Genomic DNA, 19429 nt, shown 5'->3' with positions numbered 1-19429 from the left:
CAGTCTAGGTGGTTGTTCGATCAACTGCACAAGTCTGGAAACTCGCAAGAGAAAGCACCGGACTGTTCAGTATCTTTACGAAATCCATACGGCATGGGGTTCCGATTCATGCGGTTTTCCGCCCTAGGCTCCGAGCGTGGTTTCACCGATCGACGTAGCCAAACGACTCGTGCTCGGACGCCCGTTTCGCAGCGATCGGCTCGGGGAGACCCTGCTGCCCAAACGACTCGCGCTGCCTATTTTCGCCAGTGACCCACTGTCGTCGGTCGCCTACGCCACACAGGAGATCCTGCTCATCCTGACCCTGGGCGGGCTGGCCTACCTCCATTTCACCCCGGTGGTGGCCGCGGGCGTGGTGGTGCTGCTGGCCGTGGTGGCGCTGTCGTATCGGCAGGTGGTGCAGGCGTATCCGTCCGGCGGCGGCTCCTACGAGGTGGTGGCCGAGAACCTGGGGGCGCTGCCCGGCCTGGTCGTAGCGGCGGCACTGCTGGTCGACTATGTCATGACCGTCGCGGTATCGGTGGCCGCCGGAGTGGACAACATCATTTCCGCCATTCCCGATCTGAATCCGTACCGTGTGGCCGTCAATCTCGCATTCATCGTTTTCCTGACCGCCATGAATCTGCGCGGCGTGCGGGAATCCGGGCGGGCTTTCGCGATTCCCACCTACGGATTCGTTCTCGGCGTGTTCGCGCTCATCGTGGTGGGGCTGGGCCAGACACTGCTCGGGCACACGCCGGTGGCGGAGAGCGCGCACTATCAGATTCACGCCGAGCAGGTCGGGCTCTCGACCACGGGCGTGGCGTTCCTGCTGCTGCGGGCGTTCTCCTCCGGATGTACCGCGCTGACCGGCGCCGAGGCCATCTCGAATGGGGTGCCCGCGTTCCGGAAGCCCAAGGCGCTCAATGCCGCCCGCACCATGACCGCCATGGGCGTCATCGCCATCGCCATGTTCTCGGGCGTCACGGCGCTGACCATGATCACCAAGACCCGGGTGGTCGAAAATACCTGCGATCTCATCGGATTCGAGGGCGACTGCCGGACCGACGCGCAGAAGACCGTCATCGCGCAGATCTCGGCCGCGGTGTTCGGCGGGCACAGCGTCGCCTTCTACTACCTGATGGTGACCACGGCGCTGATCCTGATCCTCGCCGCCAACACCGCCTACAACGGCTTCCCGCTGCTGAATTCGATCCTGGCGCAGCGGCGCTACATGCCGCGGCAGCTGCACACCCGCGGCGATCGGCTGGCCTTCTCCAACGGCATCATTCTGCTGGCGGTGGTGGCCGGCGGGCTCATCTACGCCTTCGACGGGTCCACCACCCGACTCATCCAGCTCTACATCATGGGCGTGTTCACGTCGTTCACACTGTGCCAGACGGGCATGGTCAGGCATTGGAACAAGGAGCTGCGCACCGTCGACAGCCGGGTCGAGCGCCTGCGAATCCACCGGGCGCGCTTCATCAATGCCTTCGGCGCCTGCTTCACCGGGGTGGTGCTGGTGGTCGTCATGATCACCAAATTCACCCATGGCGCCTACCTGGTGGTCATCGCCATGCCGGTGCTGGTGGCGATCATGTGGCTGATCCACCGGCACTACTCGTCGGTGCGGGCCGAACTGGAGATCGACCGGGACGATCTGGAGACGCTGCCGGGGCGGGTGCACGCGCTGGTGCTGGTGTCGGGCTGGCACAAGGCGACCCAGCGCGCGGTGCAGTTCGCGCGTGCCACCAGGCCCGACACCCTGACCGCGGTGACCGTGAACGTGGACGACGCCGACACCCGCCACCTCGCCCGGGACTGGGAGATCTACCAGGTCGGGATTCCGCTGAAGGTCATCGAATCGCCGTATCGCGAAATCACCCGGCCGGTGCTGGAAGAGATCAAACGCCAGCGGAAGTCGCGGCCACGCGATGTGGTGAGCGTGTTCATCCCCGAGTACGTGGTCGGGCGCTGGTGGGAGAACCTGCTGCACAACCAGAGTTCGCTGCGGCTCAAGGCGCGGTTGCTGTTCGAGCCGGGGGTGATGGTGACCAGTGTGCCGTGGCAGCTGCGTTCCTCGCACGCGCGGGCCATGCCGCGGGAGGAGCACACGCCCGGTGAGATCCGGCGCGGTATCACCGGATCCGGCGACGCGGCCTGAGCGCTAGCGCGCGAGCAGCTGGGAGACCGTGACGAAGCGGTAGCCCTGATCCTGCAGCGCCCGGGCGATGCGGGGAATGGCGGCGAGCGAGGGCCCGCCGGTCGCATACATGGTGTGCAGCAGGATGATCGAGCCCGGGCGCACCTTCGACAGGGTCTCCGCCACGATCTGGTCGGTGGACGGCGCCTTGCCGGAGTCGGGCTCGACGTCCCAGGTGACCGTGGTGCGATCGTGGCGGGACAGGTACCAGGGCAGGGCGAAGAGCTTCTTGCCGTTGGGCGGCCGGAACGTGATCGGCCCAAGGTAGCCGGTTTTCGCGATCTCGGCGTCGGTGCGCTCCACTTCGTCGCGGACGAAGCCGGGGGTCACGAAGATCATGCGCTGGTGGTGGTAGGTGTGATTGCCGATCTCATTGCCGGAGGCGGCGATGGCCCGGCCCTGGTCGGGGTGGGCGGCCAGTTCGCTGCCGATGAGATAGAAGGTGGCCGGAATGCCCGCGTCGGCAAGGGTTTTCAGGATCTCGGGGGTGCGCTCGCCGGGGCCGTCGTCGAGGGTGAGGGCGACGATCTTGTCGGTGGTGTCGACGCGCGGCACGATGCGGCCGGCGACCTGGTAGGTGCGTGAGTTCATCAGGGTGTACAGCCCGACGGAGATCAGGGCCGGCACCACCAGCGTGAGGACGCCGCCGATGAGCAGCCTGCGTTTCATTCCGTTCCTACGTCTCGTCCTCGCCCCCTGCGCGCTCGAGGCTACCTGCCCAGCGCTCCGACCACCGCCAAATCCGTTCCAGGGCGTCGCCCAATTCCACTCCGGCAGTGGTCAATTCGTAGGACTTGTCCGGCTTCTTGTCCACCACACCCGATTCCACCAGCCGCTGCAGTCGCACCGACAGCATGCTCGACGAGCAGTTGCCCATGCGCCGGCGCAGTTCCAGGAAGCCGAGCGGGCCGGGCTCGAGTTCCCAGATCACGCGCAGCATCCAGCGCTGGCCGAGCAGCTCCATGGCGGCCAGTAGCGGGGTCGCGGAGGCATCGGCGCGGCTGTTGGCGGGGGGTGGCTGACTTGCGCTTCTCATTTCGAAGTACCAATCTAGTGCTTCTGGATTAGAAGCAGCACACTGGATGGAGGTCGCAGATGGCGACAACGGATACCGGGCGGCGCATCGTCCTGATCACCGGGGCCTCCCGCGGCATCGGCGCGGAAACCGCGCGGGTGCTGGCCGCCCGCGGTGACCACGTGGTGATCAACTACCGCGAGAAGCGCAAACGCGCGGAGACCCTGGCCGCCGAGATCGCCGCCGCGGGCGGCAGCGCGTCGGTGGCGGGGGCGGATATCGCCGACCCGGACAGCGCGCGGTCCCTCATCGACACGGTGATCGCCGAGTTCGGCCGGCTGGATGTGCTGGTGCTCAACGCCTCCGGCGGATTGGAACGCGACGCCGCCCCCGGCTACGCCATGCTCCTCAACCGCGACGCGCAGACTCGCCTGACCCGGCTCGCGCTGCCGCATCTACCCGAGGGCGGTCGCATCGTCTTCGTCACCAGCCACCAGGCCCACTTCTCCCCCACCCGCGAGGTCCCGCCCGGCTACGAGCCCATCGCCGCGAGCAAGCGCGCCGGTGAGGATGCCCTGCGGGCCATGACCGGCGAATTCACCAGCCGCGGTATCGGTTTCACCGTGGTGTCGGGCGACATGATCGACGGCACCATCATCGTGCGCCTGCTCGAACGCCGGGACCCCGATGCCGTCACCGCGCGGCGCGACCAGGGCGACCTGCCGACCGTCGAGGACTTCGCGACCGCCGTCGCCGACGCCACCACCCTCGAAACCCTGCCCGGCCACACGGTGTACGTCGGCGGACAGGACTACCTCTCCGAGACGGTCAGCGCACCGGCCACTTCGCAAAGCTGACTCTTCGTCCGCGCCGCTGCGTGGCGATCCGCCCGGGCCCGAGGCGGTACAGCAGGCCTTTATGCCCCGAAGCGGCGCGTCAGGCCGAATGTTCTGAGGGACGAGGTGGCGGGCGCTGGAGCATGGCAGGCGGCACGCGGCAGGCGGCACGCGGCACGCAGCAGGCGGCAGGCGGCACGCAGCACGCGGCAGGCGGCACGCGGCACGCGGCACGCAGCAGGCGGCACGCGGCACGCAGCACGCAGCACGCGGCAGGCGGCACGCAGCACGCGGCACGCAGCACGCGGCACGCGGCACGCGGCACGCAGCACGCAGCAGGCGGCACGCAGCAGGCGGCAGGCGGCAGGCGGCAGGCGAGGGTCGGGGTCCGGCTGGGCGAATAGTGGCGTGTCGTGGCGAGACTCGCCGATTGGGGTGCGAAGTCGGCTCGTGCGGCGGAATCCGCTGGCCGGGCCGGGGGCGGCGGTGACAGCATCGACGGATGCCGCATTGGATCGAAGTACTTCCCGCCTTCATGCTCGCCTGTTTGATTCTGGCTGCGCTGCCGGGTCCGGCGACCGCGCTGTTCCTGCAGCGGTCGGTGCGGGACGGCCGGGCCGCCGGGCTGGCGGCGGTGGCGGGCAATGAGATCGGCATCTTCGGCTGGACGCTGGCGGGCGGCGCGGGGCTGTCGGCACTGCTGGTGGCCAACCGGGCGCTGAATGTGGGCATCCATCTGCTCGGGGCGGTCGTGCTGGTGTGGCTCGGCATCCAGGCCTGGCGCGGATCGCGGGGCGACGACGCCTTCGGCGCCGCGCTGACCTCGGCCCTGCCCGGCGGCCGCACCCCGGCCTCCGCCTTCCGGGCATCGCTGATCTCCATTGCCGCCAATCCGAAGGCCGCGGTCTTCGGCCTGACGATCCTCCCTCAATTCCTACCCGCGAGCGGCCCGGTCCTCCCCACGGTCCTGATCCTGGCCGTCATCCAGCTCGCGATCGACACCACCTGGTGCATCGGCGTCGTCCTCGCCGCCCACCGAGCCGGAACCTGGCTGCGCCGCACCGGAATCCGCCGCCGCATCGAACGCACCCTCGCCGCCATCCTCGTCGGCCTGGGCCTGGGCCTCGCCGCCGACGCTCGCTGAACACGGACTCCGCATCCTTCCGACGCAGGCGGTTCGGCCACGACCTCATGGCGCCACGAAGCGCCCGACGCAGCAGGCGGTGGAATCAATCGGGCTGCACCGATACGAATTCCGCCGCATCGAACGCATCCCGGCCGCCGTGCTGGTCGATGCGTTGCGGGTCGTCATCGAGTGCCCGCCGAACGGAGCGCTGCACTCCCTGTTCGGTGTTCGAGGGCGTGTCGAAACGAGTGGCCGGGAAGTGGGTGCGCGGCATTCGATGAGGCTTGCGCGCATAAGTGCGGTATCCGGTGGAAGTCAGGGGGTACGACGCGGTGGTGTTCGACATGGCAGGGGGTGGCGGGCAGGACGACCATGGTGGTACCGGCGGGTGCGGATCGGGCGCTGAGCGGAGGTGGTGTGGTCATGGTGAACGACGTGGAGAAGCGGTGGAATGATCCCTCGATGTTGCGGCATGCGACCACCTATGTGCTGGCCGTGCTCGGCGGGACCGCGGTGGTCGCGGTCGTCGTGCTGGTTTGGGCGGCGGCGCGGCCTGCGTGCCTGAATGCCGGGTCGAGCCTGTGTGATGGCACCTCGCGGGTGGTGGTGGGGCTGGGGCCGGGTGGGGTCTTGCTGTTCGGGGGGATCGGGGCGTTGGTGATCGCGTTCCGGGCGTGGCGGGCGGAGCGGGCGTGGCCGATCTGGCAGGGGGCGGCGTGGTTTCTGTTCACGATCATGGTCGTGTACCTGAGCATTGCCGGGACGCAGGGTTGAGCGATCGGACCGGGCAGTGGGCGGCTTCGGCGGAGGTGTCGTGGTGGTCGAAGGGTGTGCCGCGGATACCGACGCGGGCGGCGATCACGTCGACGAGGGTGCGCCGGTTCCTTCGAGCAGCAGATCGGTGAGCTGGCCCGGGTGGCGCTGTCCCTGCGGCCGTATCCGATTCCGGCCGAGGTGGACGCCGATGCCGCGGCCTGGATGCTGGTACGCATGGTCGAGCATCTGACCATCCGCTACCTGCTCGACGCTCCGCCCATTCCCCGTGAGCGGTTCCTGGCCGACTTCACGAGGCTGATCCTGAACTTCCTCCGGGAGCCACCGGTGCGAGCAGAACGCGAGTAATCAAACCGCTTGGTCGACACGGCGGGCGGCGGGCAGGGCCAGCAGCAGATCCACGGCCTTCGCGGCGCTCTGGGCGGCACTCTCCATCGTGGCCGACCAGTCGGTTCGGGTCCAATCCCCCGCCAGCACCAGCGTCGGCACCGAGGTGCGCTGCCCCGGCCGCAGCCCATCGGTCCCGACCACCTGCGAAAACGTGGCCCGCGGCATCGGAACCACCTGTGCGTGCACCACTTTCGCGTCCGCGGCGTCGGGATAGTAGCGCCGCAGCAGCGCCATCTGCTCGTCCACCACCGCGTGGTGCGGCTGGTGGATCTGCTCGTAGGCGCCGCTGGTGGTCAGGCAGTACAGCCAGCCGTCGAGGGTGCCGCGCCCGTGCATGCGCTGCCGGTCGAACACCTCGTCGACGACGCCCGCCCCGCCGATGAGCGCCTCCATGGCGGCCTTGGTGCCGAGTGGGCGATCGAGGTACAGGTTGGTGCTGACGATCGGGGTGTAGCCGAGTTTGTCGGCGGCAGAATAGATCCGGTCGTGCTCGGGTAGCTCGTCGAGCAGGCCGCCGAGGTAGGAGTTGGGCACCGCGCACACCACCGCGTCGGCGGGCTGCACCTCGCCGCCGGCCAGCACCACACCGGTCACCGCGCCGTCCTCGATGCGAATGCGCCGGGCCACCGCCCGGTGTCGCACCTGTACCCCGTGCCGGTCGAACACCCGCTGCGCGCCGGAGACGAGCAGGGTGTCGAGGTCGGTGGTCGGATAGCCGATGCTGACGGGCCGCAAATGCCTGACGCCCAGCCGGATTCCGGTGGCCAGCACGTCGGCGAACACCTTGGCCGACTCCTGCCGCACCGGTTCGGCGGCGATGCCCAGCGCCAGCCAATCCCACAGCGCCTCCCGCGCGGTGGCGGGCATGCCGAGCCGCCGGAACCACTGGTCGGTGGTGAGGTCGGCCAGATCACCGGGCTGACGCAGGCACTGCCACCCCATCCGGAGGGTGGCCGTGGCCGCGCGCAGCCGGTCGCCGGTGCTCGCGTCGGGATGCGCGCCGAACAGGGCCCGCAGCGCGGGAAAACCGGTGGTGCCCATGATCGCGGTGCGTCCGCCCGGCCAGCGCAGGACGCCCTGCTGCGGGAAGGTCACGTACTGGCGGGTGCCTACGCTGGTCAGGTATCGGAACAGATGCTCGTAGCCGCTGGCGATCACGTGCTGGCCGTTGTCGGGGATGTCGCGCAGCGGTGCGACCTCCAGCGCGTGGGTGCGGCCGCCGAGGCGTCCGCGCCGTTCCAGGAGCGTGACCTGTTTCCCGGCCTCGGCCAGCCAGACCGCGGACGCCAATCCCGCCAGTCCCCCGCCGATGACCACATAGCGCCGCGGATCGTTCATGTTCGCCCCTCGAACCATAGCCTGCACCAAGAAAGCTACGCCCGCCGTGCCCAGGGCATGCGCGAATTCGGTTACCTCACACAGGGAATGCCGCCGGTATCCATCTGCGACAGGTCGGTGGCCTCGGGCGCGTTGGTGCCGGGGGCGGTGGCCGAGACCGGGATGGGCGGGGTGGTGGAGGTGGCCGGGGTCCTGGTGCGGGTGGCCGAGGTGGGCGGATCGGCCTGGTCGACCGGCACATTCGCGAGGGGTCCGCTGCGGGCGTCGCTGCCGAGGGTGAGCTGGACGGCCTGGGCTTCCACGGCCGCCGAACCGGTGGCGGTGAGTCCGAGTTGGGCCGCGAGGGCGGTGGCGGCGGATTCGGCGCCCGCGCCGTAGGTGAGCGTGGTGGTGTCGCGGGCCGCGCCGGTGGTCGCGGCGCCCGGCGTGAAACCCCGTGTGGCCAGGGCCTGTTCGACCTTGGCGGCCAGGCCGTTCTCACCGGAGCTGTTGACGACGTTCAGCACGATGCCGGTGGCATCCGGGATGCCGGTGGTGGCAGGCGCGGGCGTAGTGGTCGTGGTGGTGCCGGAAGCGCCCGGGGACAGCAGGTTTCGCACGATCCCCTTGATCTCGTCCGAATCCACGATATTGATCGACTCCCCCGCGTCGTCGGTGCCGAAGTCCTTGACCGGCAGCGTGTACAGCGACAGCCCGTCGTCGAGCAGCGCGGAGGCGCGCTGCGCGAACGACAGTGGGTCCAGGCCGCTGTCGATGGCGGTGTTCTGCTTGGCGATATCCAGCAGCGCGCGCAGCTTGCCGGGACTGCTGAGGGTGCCGCCGTCCTGCAACTGCCGGGCCAGGGACACGATGAAGGCCTGCTGGCGACGGGTGCGGTCCAGGTCGGTGAACAGCGGCTGATCCGGGTCGCGCCGCTGGCGCACGAAGGCCATGGCCTGCGCCGCGTCGATCTGCTGCTTGCCCTTCTTGAAGTTGGCGCCCGAGTAGCCGTCGGAGGTGTCCTCGTTGAGACACACGGTGATCGGCTGTTCGGCCTCGGCGATCTGGAAGAAGGCGGCCAGGGTGATCTCGACGAAATGGTCGACGGGCACATTGCCGAGGAACTTGCCGACCGTATTGCTCTCGGCGAGGCGGCCCGCGTCGCGGGACTTCTGATCGAGTTCCAGTGGATCCCTGACCCCGGCGGCGGCGAGCTTGTCCTTGGCCCGCGCGTAGGCGAATCCGTACGCCTGCTTGATCTTTCCCTTACACGGGGAGGTGGCGCAGGACGCGGGATCGAGGGTGACGTAGTCGTCGCGGGGAATGGAGATGGCGGTGGATTTGGAACCGTCGCCCGGAATGTGGACCAGGATCAGCACATTCGCATTGAAGCCGCCCTCGCTGTCGTCCCCCGCGTGCAGCGCGTCGTACATGTCCTGGGGCAGTGGATTGCCGTGCTCGTCGAGGCGGCTGTCCAGGCCCATGACCAGGATGTTCTGGGTCTTGCCGCTGGATTTGGGGCCGTCCGGAGTGACACCGGAGATGGTCAGCCCGCTCAATTCCTGATGGTATCTACGCCAGGCCGCGCCGGTGGCGGTCAGCACCGCGACCGCCAGCAGGGCCATTGCCACCCGCCCGGCCGCCAGCGCCCGGCGTGTTCGCTCGGGGCGTTCACGAGGGCGGCGGGCGGTGGGCGGGCGGGGTCTGGATCGGCCGGGTCTTGTCGACCTGCTGGGTCTCGTCGGGCGTAGCGGCACCGTGGCGGGGTCGTACGCCGCCGATTGCCTCCCCCGACGATCTCGAGCATGCGTCATGCCCATCGAGACTAGCTGTTAAACAGCGCTCGCCGAACGCTTGCGGGAAAGCAGGGGGTAGCCGGCGCAGACCAGGACGCCCCAGACCAGGCCGACCACCAGGGCGCTGCGGCCGTCCTCGGTGAAGAACAGCAGGACGACGACCAGTGCCAGGAAGGCCAGGGCGAGCGCGGTGGTGACGGGTGCGCCCGGCAGGCGGTAGTCGCTGCCCGGCAGCACACCCTGCTTGACGCGGCGGCGGTAGAGCAGGTGGCAGACCAGGATCACGCCCCACACGAAGATGATGCCCATGGTGGACACCGACGTGATGTAGCCGAAGGCCTTGTCGGGCGAGAAGTAGTTCACCGCCACGCCGATCACCATGACCGCCGCCGAGACCGCGATACCGGCCGCGGGCACCGATCGGCCGCTCAGCGAGCCCAGGGCGGCCGGGGCCTCCGCGCGCTGCGACAGGCTGCGCAGCATGCGGCCGGTGGAGTAGATGCCGGAGTTGCAGGACGACAGCGCCGCGGTCAGCAGCACGAAATTGATGATGCCGGCCGCGCCCGGGATACCGATCTGCTCGAAGATCTCCACGAACGGGCTGCGGCCCGCGTGGAAGGTGCGCCAGCTCGACACCGACATGATGACCACGAGCGCGCCGACGTAGAACAGGCCGATGCGCAGCGGCAGGCTGTTGATCGCCTTGCGCAGCGTGCGCTTGGGGTCACGCGCCTCACCCGCGGTGACGCCCACCAGTTCGACACCGACGTAGGCGAATACCACGATCTGCAGGGCCAGCAGCGCCTGCCCGAAGCCGTTGGGGAACACGCCGCCGTCGTTCCACAGGTTGGTGACGGTCGGGTTGGTGGCGTGGCCGAAGTGGAAGATCAGCACGCCGACGCCGATCACGATCATGGCCACGATGGCGGTCACCTTGATGGCGGAGAACCAGAATTCGCCCTCGCCGAACAGCCGCACCGACACCAGGTTGGCGATGAACATGATGCCCAGCACCACCAGCGCGGTCACCCACTGCGGGATGTCGAACCAGTACTGCACGTACTTGCCGGCCACGGTGATCTCGGCCATGCAGGTGGCCACCCAGACCGCCCAGTAGGTCCAGCCGGTGGCGAAACCCGCGAAGCGGCCCAGGAACTCATTGGCGTATTCGGCGAAGCTGCCGGTGACGGGCCGATAGGTGAGCAGTTCGCCCAGGGCCCGCATGATCACGAAGATGGCCAGGCCGGCGGCCAGATAGCAGAGGATGAGCGCCGGGCCGGCCTTCTGGATCGCGCCGCCCGCGCCGTAGAACAGGCCGGTGCCGATCGCGCCGCCGATGGCGATCATCTGAATGGTGCGCGGCGACAGGCCGCGGGAATACCCCTCGTCGTCCGTGCGTGCGGTACCGATGTCCGGTAGCTGCCTTTCCGAGGCTGTCAAATGCGGTTCCTCTCGCGTGCGTGCGGCCGGAACCCGCCGTTCGTGATCGGGAGCCACCGGCCGCGCCGAGCCTGCCGACGGTTTGCCGGGCTCGGTCCAACGGCGTGCCACGCTACCGGAGTGGTATCCGGCGTCACAGTCACCGCCGCACGTGGCGTGCGGTCAGCTGCCCTCGTCGATCAGCTCGAGGCCGGTGACGACCTCGGCCTCGATACGGATGACGTGGTCCATCGGCAGGTTGATCCAGGGGTCGAGCAGCGTCTCGTAGCGCTGCACCTGCTCGGGATCCATCACCACCCGCGCGACCCCGGTGACGATCACGCTCCAGCCCTGCCGGGTGTGCTCGTCGAACGAGTCGGCCTCGTACGCCACCACCTGGCCGTCACCCCGCAGCAGGCTGGCGCCCAGCTGTGCCCGCACCACCACCACATCCTCTTCGACGATGTGATTGACCGGCCGGATGATCGGAAGTCCACGGCGCGAGTACACAATTCGCCCGAATTGCGCGCCGGCCAGCCGTTTCAGTGACTCGGCAGCCGAGAGCTCGCGTAGCTTTCGTGCCCCAACGCCACCCATTCCTTCAATTGTGGTCGATCGCTTGCGATTACGCCAATTGCCTTGCCGCATCTCATGGTTCACTCCCAGCATCGTCGCTCACCCGGCACGGCGCCAGCGAACCGGCGGCACCGTGCCGGCGCGGCGATGGCACCGCCCTCGCCGGTGCACACGTCGATGCGGACTCGCTGCTCGCAGAGCGGCAGCACGGACACCAGTTCTTGGTTTGATGGATCGGAGTCTCGGATCACCGGTCGAAAGTCGAGCTGAGGGAGGTATTCGTGACCTCGCCCGTGCGGCAGTCGCCCATCGACCCATCGCGCGTTCCGTGAAATCCCGACCATCGGCGGCTCGGCGAGTATCCGCGGCGCGCGCCCGGGCCGCTATCCGATGGTTACGCGCCACACCCGCCGGCCGGACAGCATGGCGCCTGGGCGAAACACTCGTCGAGATCGAGCTCGTCGATCGAGCACTGGCGTTGGCAGCGCAGATCTTCACCTCGGTGCTTCCGGTGATCATCGCCGCGTCGGCATTCAGCGGCTGGCAACCGACCACCGACACCATTCGCGATCAGTTCGGCTTCGACCCCGCCGTCTTGCACGCCGGGGACGCGGCCACGTCATCGGATCGGTCACTGACCGCGTTCGGTGTGGTCGGGCTGCTGATGATCATCCTCAGCGGCACTTCGTTCGCTCGGGCGCTCGGCCGGGTCTACGGGGCGGTGTGGCGGGTGCCGTCGATGGGGCCGCGGGATGCCTGGCGGTGGTTGACCGCGCTGCTCGCGGTGGCGTTGTCGACCGCACTCGTCGAGCAGACCCGTGATCTGACCCGGATTCGGGTCGCGGGGCAGCCGCTCGCGCTGCTCGGTGAGATCGCTGTGTGGACCCTGGTGTGGGCGTTCGCGCCGTTCCTGCTCACCAAAGGCGCGCTGACCGGGCGGGTGCTCTGGACGACCGGCGTCCTGACCGCGGTCGGGCTGACCGCGGTGCACGTGGTCGCTCGTCTCGTGCTGCCACGCATCACGGCGCAAGCCCAGCGGCACTTCGGGCCGTGGGGGCTCGCTTTCACCTCTGTCAGTTGGCTTTTCGTGATGTCGGTGGTGATCGTGGGTGCGGCAGCGATCGTCAAGGCCGTCGCATCGGACGACACGGCTGTCGGGCATTATCTGCGGCACCGGGCCCCGGCGACCGGCGCGTGAGGTCAGCGGTGAGATCGGTCGCGTCGAACGGGCCGCGGTCCGGCCACCAGTTCCACGGCGAGCAGAGCGGCGACGGTGACGAGCACTGTCCCGACGACGACCAGCCCCGTCGGATATCGCCAGAAGACGAGGACGATCACCGCGACGGCGATGATGCCGCCCAGGAGCGGGCCGCGAAACCGGCCGACGGCGGATTCGATCGCCTGTTGATCTCGGCCGTCTCGCCGTGATCGCACCGCGGCGAGAGCCCGGTTGTAGCCTTCCCGCACCGCGACCGCGGATCTCGAGGGCCCGCTGAGGAACCCGGCGAGCGCGATCACCACGGCGGCCGCGAACACCGCGCGCACGGTGGTCCGCAATGGCACGAGAAAGGCATCGATCACCGTCGCGGCCGCTTGCGGAGTCATCACCTCGGCGGGCACCGCGTGCAGGTACGCCGATCGTGCGATGCCGATGGCTACCGCCAGTGTCGCCATGGCCAGCGCCAGCGCCACCCCCACCCAGGAAAACGCTTGCCGGCGTGCGCCTTTCGGCGCGACCCGGACGGCGCAGGCCGCCACGAGCACGGTGAGCCACGGCGCCACCCGGTCGACCCGGTCCAGGAACGACACCCACCACCGCGCCTCGACCAGTTCCGGCGAACGGAACAGCACCAAGGACCGATCGATGGCCGGCACCTGCTCGACGAAGGTGAAGCCTTCTTCGGTCAGCACGGTCCGCACCCTGTCGATGATCGGCCCGAGCGACACGCTCACGGTGCCGTCCTCGCTCATACCGACTGCCGCATGGGCGTGGCCGGTGAGAACGGCGGCAATGCCCGTGTGCGCCTGCCGGTTCGCCTGAATCCACAGGGCTTCGAACTCATTCGACGCGAGGACGGACGTCACCGTGTCCCGCACGAAGTCTCGTGCCTGCTTGCCGACCAGCGGGGCGACCCCGACAAACGCGGCGGGCACCCGGGGGTTGTTCTCGGTGATCGCCGCCAGCGCCTGGGCCGTGATGGCCTCGACGTCGACATGATCCATGATCGCGTCGGTGATCCGGTCGGCCAGCTCGCTCTGCAGCGCCGGATCGGCCCCCAGCGGCGTGACGATCCGGATGTAGCGGTCGGTGTCGAGCACTTCGCCGTGGGCGAATCGCGCGAGTACCGAGCCGACTGCCAGGACGGCGACGAGGGCCAGCAGCACGACCGTGGCCGCCCAGCGCAGTGCGCCGCGATGTTCGCGCCCCGCCCGCCCACCGGCCGGGTCGCCGGTGCCGGGCGCATCGCGATGCGCCGCGAGTTCCCGCAACCGCGTGAGCTCCTCGCGCTCGCTCTCGCCCAGTGGGCGATCGGATTCAGCGGCCTCCATGAGAATTTCCGCCTCGGTCCTGCGCTGGTCGATCCCGCACTCGATGGCATCGGCGATCTCTTGCCCTCCCGCGATGGTATCGATCACCCCGGCATCACGTCAGCGCATACGATCGATCAGATATCCGATCCATCCTCTGGTTCACGGAATTGACACAACTCGCATTCGCCGCATCTATGATGCGAATTCTCCGAGTTCGGGAAGTGACATGCGCACCCGTCGCACGGGGCGATCACCGATGCGGGACCAGCGCTCGCCCGACCCATCTCAGCGGCGAATACCTCATACCCAATTCCAGATGAGGCGGCCGGCCGGGGTGGCGAGTTGCTCTGCGGCCCAAGCCATCAGGTCTCCCGTCGAGCGGTGCCTGAGACGACGGTCGCGTAACGGCGGCCACCGCGCACGGTGAAGACACGGATCGCGGAGGCGGTACGTTCGCCCACCGGCCGATGCCTACGCATCGCGATCATGTTCGGCCACAATGGGTTTCAGTCGCCTGCTCAGTAGCGCGTCGAGAACGAGCCCGCCCGTGCAGCCGCGCCTAGCAGTACGATGCGTCCAGTCATCGAGTCGGGCCTCCCCGCTTCACTAATGTATTCAGTGTCAACATGACGCGGAACTGCCATGTAAGCGCTGTCAACACCGTTGACGGGGGGCAACGTTGCCGCTAATGTTAGCGGTGAATACATTAGGTGGCGGCATTCGTCGCTTCGGCGGTGCGCGTCGAGTCGATCGATGCTTTCCCGATCTCGCCCCAACCCGGCCGCCGGCGCCCTATCCGTCTGCAGAACAACGCATCAGGAGGAACGAGCGTGACGAGGGTTCTGTTCGTTATCACGGCCGCTGACCGGTGGACATTGAACGACGGAACGCCGCATCCGTCGGGCTACTGGGCAGAGGAGGTGGCAGTTCCGCACCGGACCTTCAGCGAGGCCGGATGGGACATCACCGTCGCGACGCCGGGCGGCAAGGCTCCGACGCTCGATCGGCTCAGCATCGGAATCGCCGGTGGGATGCCCTGGAAGCGCCGCGAAGTGGAGCGCTACCTCGACAGCATCGCGGATGTCCTGGCCACGCCGGAACCCCTCGATGCCGTCGATGCGGACGACTTCGATCTGGTGTTCTATCCGGGCGGGCACGGCCCGATGGAGGATCTCGCCTACAACAAGATCTCGGGTGCGCTGCTGAGCCATCGGCTGACATCCGGTCGCCCGCTCGCACTGCTGTGCCATGCCCCCGCGGCTATCCTGGCCGCGACCGCGCCGGACGGAACATCGCCCTTCGCCGGCCGCCGGATGACCGGGTTGTCCAACCGGGAGGAGTTGCTCAACCGGTTCGCCCGGAAGGCCCCGTGGCTGCTCGAAGACAAACTGAAGGAGCTGGGCGTCGACTACTCCAAGGCGAGGCTTCCGCTGCGGCCGTATGTCGTGGTCGACGGGAATCTGTACACGGGGCAGAACCCGCAGTCTTCGGCCGATCTGGCACAGCGACTTGTCGCCGACATCGGTGCGACACAGTCCTCGAGATGAACTCATGACGGTCCGATACCCGTTGCCCCCGAATTTATTTCGGCCGTGGCATGCCGTTGAGGCGTGGCGCGTCCGAGAGTCGTCCCGTGGTGAAACATGGGGCGACGATCGGCCGCGCCGAAGTCGGCAGGAATTCCCATATCCCAGTGTTGACACTGCTAACATTCGCGGTTGACGTCGGTCCGCCCACCTACCAGCGAGCGAGAGAAGTACACCGATGTCACCGACTCAAGTCAGCACCGTCGAGGTCGATCTGGGTGGCCACCGGGTCACCGTGCCCGGAGGCGGTCTCTACGACCGGTTCCGGATGGACACCGACCTGGACGAAGTGGCGGGGGATCCCCGGGTGAGCAGTGTGGACTTCTTCCGGCAGCTACCCAAGGTCAAGGTCGACTCGCGGATCGGTGAGACCTTCACCCCGAACTTCTACTACCGCATGTCGAGTGCGCGGCTGACCATGCTGGCTCCGTCGCGCGCGATCCGTTCCCGCCTGCCGGAGGAGCTGGCGCCGCTGGAGATCGCGCCCGGGATCGGCCTGATCTCGGTCATGTTCTTCCGATACGACGTGTGCGACATCGACTTCTACACCGAAGCCGCCGTCGGGGTCGCCGTCCGGCCGGCCCGGCACGGCCGGCTCGGATTCGTCGACCTCCTTGCCGGACTCGACAATGATCACCTCGATTCCTATGTGCTGTCGCTGCCGGTGAACACCCATATCGCCCAGGTCCGCGGGCACGACGGCTACGGATTTCCCAAGTGGGTCACCGACATCGACGCCGACATCGACACCACCCGCAGCACGGCACGCGTCGCCGACGACAGTGGCAACACCGACCTGTCGCTCTCGGTCGCCACGCCCGCCCAGACCGAATACCGCAGCGGAGAGCGTGTTTCGACACTCACCTCGTACACCTCGATCGCCGGCGCGTGGCATTCGACGCTGAGCCAGACCAATGTGCTGTCGGCCGGCAGTGTGAGCCTGCCCCGCAATGTCGACCTGACCTTGGGCCGCGGCCGCCTGTCCGAAGACCTGCGATCGCTCGCACCGATCAAGACCGTTCGACTCGATGTGATCACCGAAGGGCAACTCGCCCTGCACATGCCGGTCCCGACCTCGGTCCCGGCCCGGCGCTGACCGTCCCGGAACGCGGTACATCCGGAACCCGAGAACACCAGACCAGAAGGAGAGTGCGATGACGGAAATCAAGCCGGTGCTCGAAAACGAGGCGGTCGAGTTCGCGAAGGCCACCGACACTCCGCCGTTTCTGTTCCAGCTACCGCCGGCCGAAGGCCGCAAGGCGGTGGACGAGGTTCAGTCCGGGGAGATCGACAAGCCGGCGATCGACGAGGAATGGATCACGGTCGAAGGCGGACCGACCGGGTCGGTGCAGGTCCGTATCGTCAAACCCGCGGGCGCGACCGGCACGCTGCCGGTCGTCTTCTACATCCACGGCGCCGGTTGGGTTTTCGGTAACGCGCACACCCACGATCGGCTGGTCCGCGAACTCGCGGTCGGCGCCGACGCCGCCGTGGTGTTTCCCGAGTACGACCTGTCGCCGGAAGCCAAGTATCCGACCGCGATCGAGCAGAACTACACCGCCGCGCAGTGGGTGTTCGCCCACGGCGCCGAAAAAGGGCTCGACGCTTCACGATTCGCGGCTGCCGGAGATTCGGTCGGCGGCAATATGACCGCCGTTCTCACACTGATGGCCAAGGAGCGCGGCGATGTGCGGATCCAGCAGCAGGTGCTGTTCTATCCGGTCACCGACGCGAACTTCGATACCGCGTCCTATCACCAGTTCGCCGAGCACTACTTCCTCGCCCGCGAGGGCATGAAGTGGTTCTGGGACCAGTACACCGAGAACGACGCCCAGCGTGAGGAGATCCACGCGTCCCCGCTGCGCGCGTCGATCGAGCAGCTGCGCGGCCTCCCGCCGGCGTTGGTGATCACCGGCGAAGCCGATGTGCTGCGCGACGAGGGTGAGGCCTACGCGGCCAAACTCCGCGAGGCCGGTGTGCCGGTCATCCAGGTGCGGTTCGGCGGCATCATCCACGACTTCGTGATGCTGAACGCGCTGCGCTCGACCCAGGCGGCGAAGGCCGCGATCAAGCTGGCGCAGGACACCCTGCGCGCGGCATTGCACTGAATCCGGAGCCGCTATGACCATCGACCACGCCGCCAGATCCACCCCGGCCCGTACCTCGGGCCTGCCCGCTTCGCTGACCTCGGCCCTGCTCGCGCGGCTCGCCGCACGCGTCGAGGCCGGACCGGACGCCACGTACGCCACCACCACGGCCCCCTACACCGGTGACCCGCTCGCCACCCTGCCGGTCTCGACGCCCGCGGACGTCGAGGCGGCGTTCGCCCGCGCTCGCGGCGTCCAGCCGGCCTGGGCCGCCACACCCGTGCACGAGCGGAAAGCGATCCTGCTGCGCTTCCACGACCTGCTGCTCGAGCGGCAGCACGAGGTCCTGGACCTGATGCAGGCCGAGAACGGCAAGACCCGGCGCGATGCTTTCCTCGAGGTCACCGATATCGCGATCGCGTCCCGCTACTACGCGCGCAGCGCCGCGAAACTGCTTGCGCCCAAACGCCGCCGGGGCGCGATCCCGATACTGACCCACACCACGGAGCTGCGGCATCCCAAAGGTGTCGTCGCGGTCGTCTCACCGTGGAACTACCCGCTGAGCATGGGCGCCGGCGACGCCATACCGGCGCTCATGGCCGGCAATGCCGTCGTGCAGAAGCCGGACACCCAGACCGCGCTGACCGCGCTGTGGGCGCTGGATCTGATGCGCGAGGCCGGCCTGCCTCCCGGGGTATGGCAGATGGTGGTGGGCCGGGGCAGTTCCATCGGCACACCGCTGATGGACAACGCCGACTACATGATGTTCACCGGGTCCACCGCCAGTGGCCGGCAGATCGCCCGCGACGCCGGGGAACGACTGATCGGCGCCTCGCTCGAACTGGGCGGCAAGAATCCGATGATCGTCCTCGACGACGCCGATATCGACCGCGCCACCGAAGGCGCTGTCTCCGCGTGCTTTTCGTCGACGGGACAGCTGTGTGTCTCCATCGAGCGCATGTATGTCGCCGAAGCCGTCCACGATGAATTCGTCGCGGCCTTCGTCGACCGGACCGAGCGACTGAAGATCGGTGCCGCCTACGACTACAGCACCGATGTCGGGTGCCTGACCAACCGGTCCCAGCTCGACACGGTCACCGCCCATGTCGAGGATGCGATCGCCAAGGGCGCGACCGTGCGCGCCGGCGGCCGGGCACGCCCCGATCTCGGGCCGCTCTTCTACGAACCGACGATCCTGACCGGTGTCACCCCGGACATGACGCTCTACGACCACGAGACCTTCGGCCCGGTCGTGTCGATCTACCCCTACCGGGACATCGACGAGGCGATCGCGCTGGCCAATGCCACCGCTTATGGTCTCAATGCCAGTGTCTGGAGTGGTGACGGTGCCAAGGGCCGCGCGGTGGCGGCCCGCATCCACACCGGCACCGCCAATGTCAACGACGCCTACGCCGCCGCCTGGGGCAGCGTCGACGCGCCGATGGGCGGCATGGGCGACTCCGGACTCGGGCGCCGCCACGGCGCCGACGGCCTGCTGAAATACACGGAGCCGCAAACGGTTGCGCACCAGCGCCTCCTCGGTTTCACAGCACCGGCCGGCGTCTCGGAGCGGGTCTGGGCAGCCACGCTGACCGTCGTACTGAAGGTACTGAAAAGGGTTGGAGCCCACTGAATCCCGCAAGGTGCTGGCCGAGACATCGATCGACGTCTCGGCCAGCACTTTTCGGCCTCGAAGACCCGGCGCGTCGTGGGGGGGGGGGGGGGGGGGCCCCCCCGCCCGAGCCATTGAGGGCCGGAGTTGGGGAGGGGCGGTGGGGGGGGGCGCCGGGGAC

18 protein-coding genes are annotated in these 19429 nt (G+C 68.3%); 10 read left to right on the top strand and 8 right to left on the bottom strand.

Features of this window, described 5'->3' with window-relative positions; all coding sequences use genetic code 11:
• The first annotated feature begins 136 nt into the window (after positions 1 to 136).
• Positions 137 to 2143, top strand: coding sequence for an APC family permease (locus ABZV44_RS42060; protein ID WP_354849833.1), 2007 nt, complete (start codon positions 137 to 139; stop codon positions 2141 to 2143).
• A 3-nt stretch (positions 2144 to 2146) separates the two neighbouring features.
• On the opposite strand, the gene ABZV44_RS42055 is transcribed toward ABZV44_RS42060, so the two are convergent.
• Together ABZV44_RS42055 and ABZV44_RS42050 are read right to left on the bottom strand one after the other, a co-directional pair.
• Complete coding sequence (locus tag ABZV44_RS42055) at positions 2147 to 2851, bottom strand: polysaccharide deacetylase family protein (RefSeq protein ID WP_354849830.1); 705 nt, start codon at positions 2849 to 2851, stop codon at positions 2147 to 2149.
• Between the two features lie 7 nt (positions 2852 to 2858).
• Positions 2859 to 3218, bottom strand: coding sequence for a helix-turn-helix domain-containing protein (locus tag ABZV44_RS42050; RefSeq protein WP_354849827.1), 360 nt, complete (start codon positions 3216 to 3218; stop codon positions 2859 to 2861).
• Between the two features lie 59 nt (positions 3219 to 3277).
• Here ABZV44_RS42050 and ABZV44_RS42045 point away from each other — a divergent pair, with 59 nt between their 5' ends.
• Positions 3278 to 4054, top strand: coding sequence for an SDR family oxidoreductase (locus ABZV44_RS42045; RefSeq protein ID WP_354849824.1), 777 nt, complete (start codon positions 3278 to 3280; stop codon positions 4052 to 4054).
• Between the two features lie 481 nt (positions 4055 to 4535).
• A complete protein-coding gene (locus ABZV44_RS42040) occupies positions 4536 to 5177 on the top strand; it encodes a LysE family translocator (RefSeq protein ID WP_354849821.1) in 642 nt (213 codons plus the stop codon).
• An 85-nt stretch (positions 5178 to 5262) separates the two neighbouring features.
• On the opposite strand, the gene ABZV44_RS42035 is transcribed toward ABZV44_RS42040, so the two are convergent.
• Positions 5263 to 5433: a hypothetical protein gene (locus tag ABZV44_RS42035; protein WP_354849819.1), complete on the bottom strand. Its 171-nt coding sequence runs from the start codon at positions 5431 to 5433 to the stop codon at positions 5263 to 5265.
• A gap of 149 nt (positions 5434 to 5582) precedes the next feature.
• On the opposite strand from ABZV44_RS42035, the gene ABZV44_RS42030 reads away from it, so the two are divergent.
• Positions 5583 to 5933, top strand: coding sequence for a hypothetical protein (locus ABZV44_RS42030; protein WP_354849816.1), 351 nt, complete (start codon positions 5583 to 5585; stop codon positions 5931 to 5933).
• 141 nt (positions 5934 to 6074) lie between these two features.
• Positions 6075 to 6281 (top strand): hypothetical protein, encoded by a 207-nt coding sequence (locus tag ABZV44_RS42025; protein WP_354849813.1) that lies wholly within the window; start codon positions 6075 to 6077, stop codon positions 6279 to 6281.
• On the opposite strand, the gene ABZV44_RS42020 is transcribed toward ABZV44_RS42025, so the two are convergent.
• The 4 genes from ABZV44_RS42020 to ABZV44_RS42005 form a co-directional block, all read right to left on the bottom strand.
• Complete coding sequence (locus ABZV44_RS42020) at positions 6282 to 7661, bottom strand: FAD-dependent oxidoreductase (protein WP_354849810.1); 1380 nt, start codon at positions 7659 to 7661, stop codon at positions 6282 to 6284.
• 71 nt (positions 7662 to 7732) lie between these two features.
• Positions 7733 to 9265: an LCP family protein gene (locus tag ABZV44_RS42015; RefSeq protein ID WP_354849808.1), complete on the bottom strand. Its 1533-nt coding sequence runs from the start codon at positions 9263 to 9265 to the stop codon at positions 7733 to 7735.
• 207 nt (positions 9266 to 9472) lie between these two features.
• On the bottom strand, positions 9473 to 10876 hold the full coding sequence (locus tag ABZV44_RS42010) for an amino acid permease (RefSeq protein WP_354849805.1): 1404 nt from the start codon (positions 10874 to 10876) through the stop codon (positions 9473 to 9475).
• 162 nt (positions 10877 to 11038) lie between these two features.
• Positions 11039 to 11452 carry a pyridoxamine 5'-phosphate oxidase family protein gene (locus ABZV44_RS42005; RefSeq protein WP_354849802.1) on the bottom strand — a complete coding sequence of 138 codons (414 nt, stop codon included), beginning with the start codon at positions 11450 to 11452 and terminating at the stop codon, positions 11039 to 11041.
• 307 nt (positions 11453 to 11759) lie between these two features.
• Between ABZV44_RS42005 and ABZV44_RS42000 the strand changes: the two genes are divergently transcribed.
• Positions 11760 to 12629 carry a hypothetical protein gene (locus tag ABZV44_RS42000; protein ID WP_354849799.1) on the top strand — a complete coding sequence of 290 codons (870 nt, stop codon included), beginning with the start codon at positions 11760 to 11762 and terminating at the stop codon, positions 12627 to 12629.
• A 2-nt stretch (positions 12630 to 12631) separates the two neighbouring features.
• Here ABZV44_RS42000 and ABZV44_RS41995 read toward each other — a convergent pair whose 3' ends face one another.
• On the bottom strand, positions 12632 to 14068 hold the full coding sequence (locus tag ABZV44_RS41995) for a hypothetical protein (protein WP_354849796.1): 1437 nt from the start codon (positions 14066 to 14068) through the stop codon (positions 12632 to 12634).
• A gap of 725 nt (positions 14069 to 14793) precedes the next feature.
• Here ABZV44_RS41995 and ABZV44_RS41990 point away from each other — a divergent pair.
• The 4 genes from ABZV44_RS41990 to ABZV44_RS41975 all read left to right on the top strand — a co-directional run bounded on the left by ABZV44_RS41990 (position 14794) and on the right by ABZV44_RS41975 (position 19269).
• Entirely contained in the window at positions 14794 to 15510 is a 717-nt protein-coding gene (locus ABZV44_RS41990; RefSeq protein ID WP_354849794.1) for a type 1 glutamine amidotransferase domain-containing protein, read from the top strand.
• A gap of 217 nt (positions 15511 to 15727) precedes the next feature.
• Entirely contained in the window at positions 15728 to 16645 is a 918-nt protein-coding gene (locus tag ABZV44_RS41985; RefSeq protein ID WP_354849791.1) for an acetoacetate decarboxylase family protein, read from the top strand.
• 58 nt (positions 16646 to 16703) lie between these two features.
• Complete coding sequence (locus ABZV44_RS41980) at positions 16704 to 17657, top strand: alpha/beta hydrolase (protein WP_354849789.1); 954 nt, start codon at positions 16704 to 16706, stop codon at positions 17655 to 17657.
• A 13-nt stretch (positions 17658 to 17670) separates the two neighbouring features.
• Complete coding sequence (locus ABZV44_RS41975; protein ID WP_354849786.1) at positions 17671 to 19269, top strand: succinic semialdehyde dehydrogenase; 1599 nt, start codon at positions 17671 to 17673, stop codon at positions 19267 to 19269.
• Positions 19270 to 19429 lie beyond the last annotated feature (160 nt).

Origin of the sequence: Nocardia sp. NPDC004860 (assembly GCF_040609015.1) — a bacterium.
In the GTDB taxonomy this organism is placed as follows: Bacteria; Actinomycetota; Actinomycetes; order Mycobacteriales; family Mycobacteriaceae; genus Nocardia.
The sequence above is the reverse complement of the archived record's forward strand: the minus strand, read 5'-3'. Positions and strand labels throughout refer to the sequence as shown.

Coding starts and splice junctions, on each gene's coding strand:
- ABZV44_RS42055 (WP_354849830.1), bottom strand. CDS start 2,851: ATGAAACGCAGGCTGCTCATCGGCGGCGTCCTCACGCTGGTGGTGCCG.
- ABZV44_RS42050 (WP_354849827.1), bottom strand. CDS start 3,218: ATGAGAAGCGCAAGTCAGCCACCCCCCGCCAACAGCCGCGCCGATGCC.
- ABZV44_RS42045 (WP_354849824.1), top strand. CDS start 3,278: ATGGCGACAACGGATACCGGGCGGCGCATCGTCCTGATCACCGGGGCC.
- ABZV44_RS42040 (WP_354849821.1), top strand. CDS start 4,536: ATGCCGCATTGGATCGAAGTACTTCCCGCCTTCATGCTCGCCTGTTTG.
- ABZV44_RS42035 (WP_354849819.1), bottom strand. CDS start 5,433: ATGCCGCGCACCCACTTCCCGGCCACTCGTTTCGACACGCCCTCGAAC.
- ABZV44_RS42030 (WP_354849816.1), top strand. CDS start 5,583: ATGGTGAACGACGTGGAGAAGCGGTGGAATGATCCCTCGATGTTGCGG.
- ABZV44_RS42020 (WP_354849810.1), bottom strand. CDS start 7,661: ATGAACGATCCGCGGCGCTATGTGGTCATCGGCGGGGGACTGGCGGGA.
- ABZV44_RS42015 (WP_354849808.1), bottom strand. CDS start 9,265: ATGGCCCTGCTGGCGGTCGCGGTGCTGACCGCCACCGGCGCGGCCTGG.
- ABZV44_RS42005 (WP_354849802.1), bottom strand. CDS start 11,452: ATGGGTGGCGTTGGGGCACGAAAGCTACGCGAGCTCTCGGCTGCCGAG.
- ABZV44_RS41985 (WP_354849791.1), top strand. CDS start 15,728: ATGTCACCGACTCAAGTCAGCACCGTCGAGGTCGATCTGGGTGGCCAC.
- ABZV44_RS41980 (WP_354849789.1), top strand. CDS start 16,704: ATGACGGAAATCAAGCCGGTGCTCGAAAACGAGGCGGTCGAGTTCGCG.
- ABZV44_RS41975 (WP_354849786.1), top strand. CDS start 17,671: ATGACCATCGACCACGCCGCCAGATCCACCCCGGCCCGTACCTCGGGC.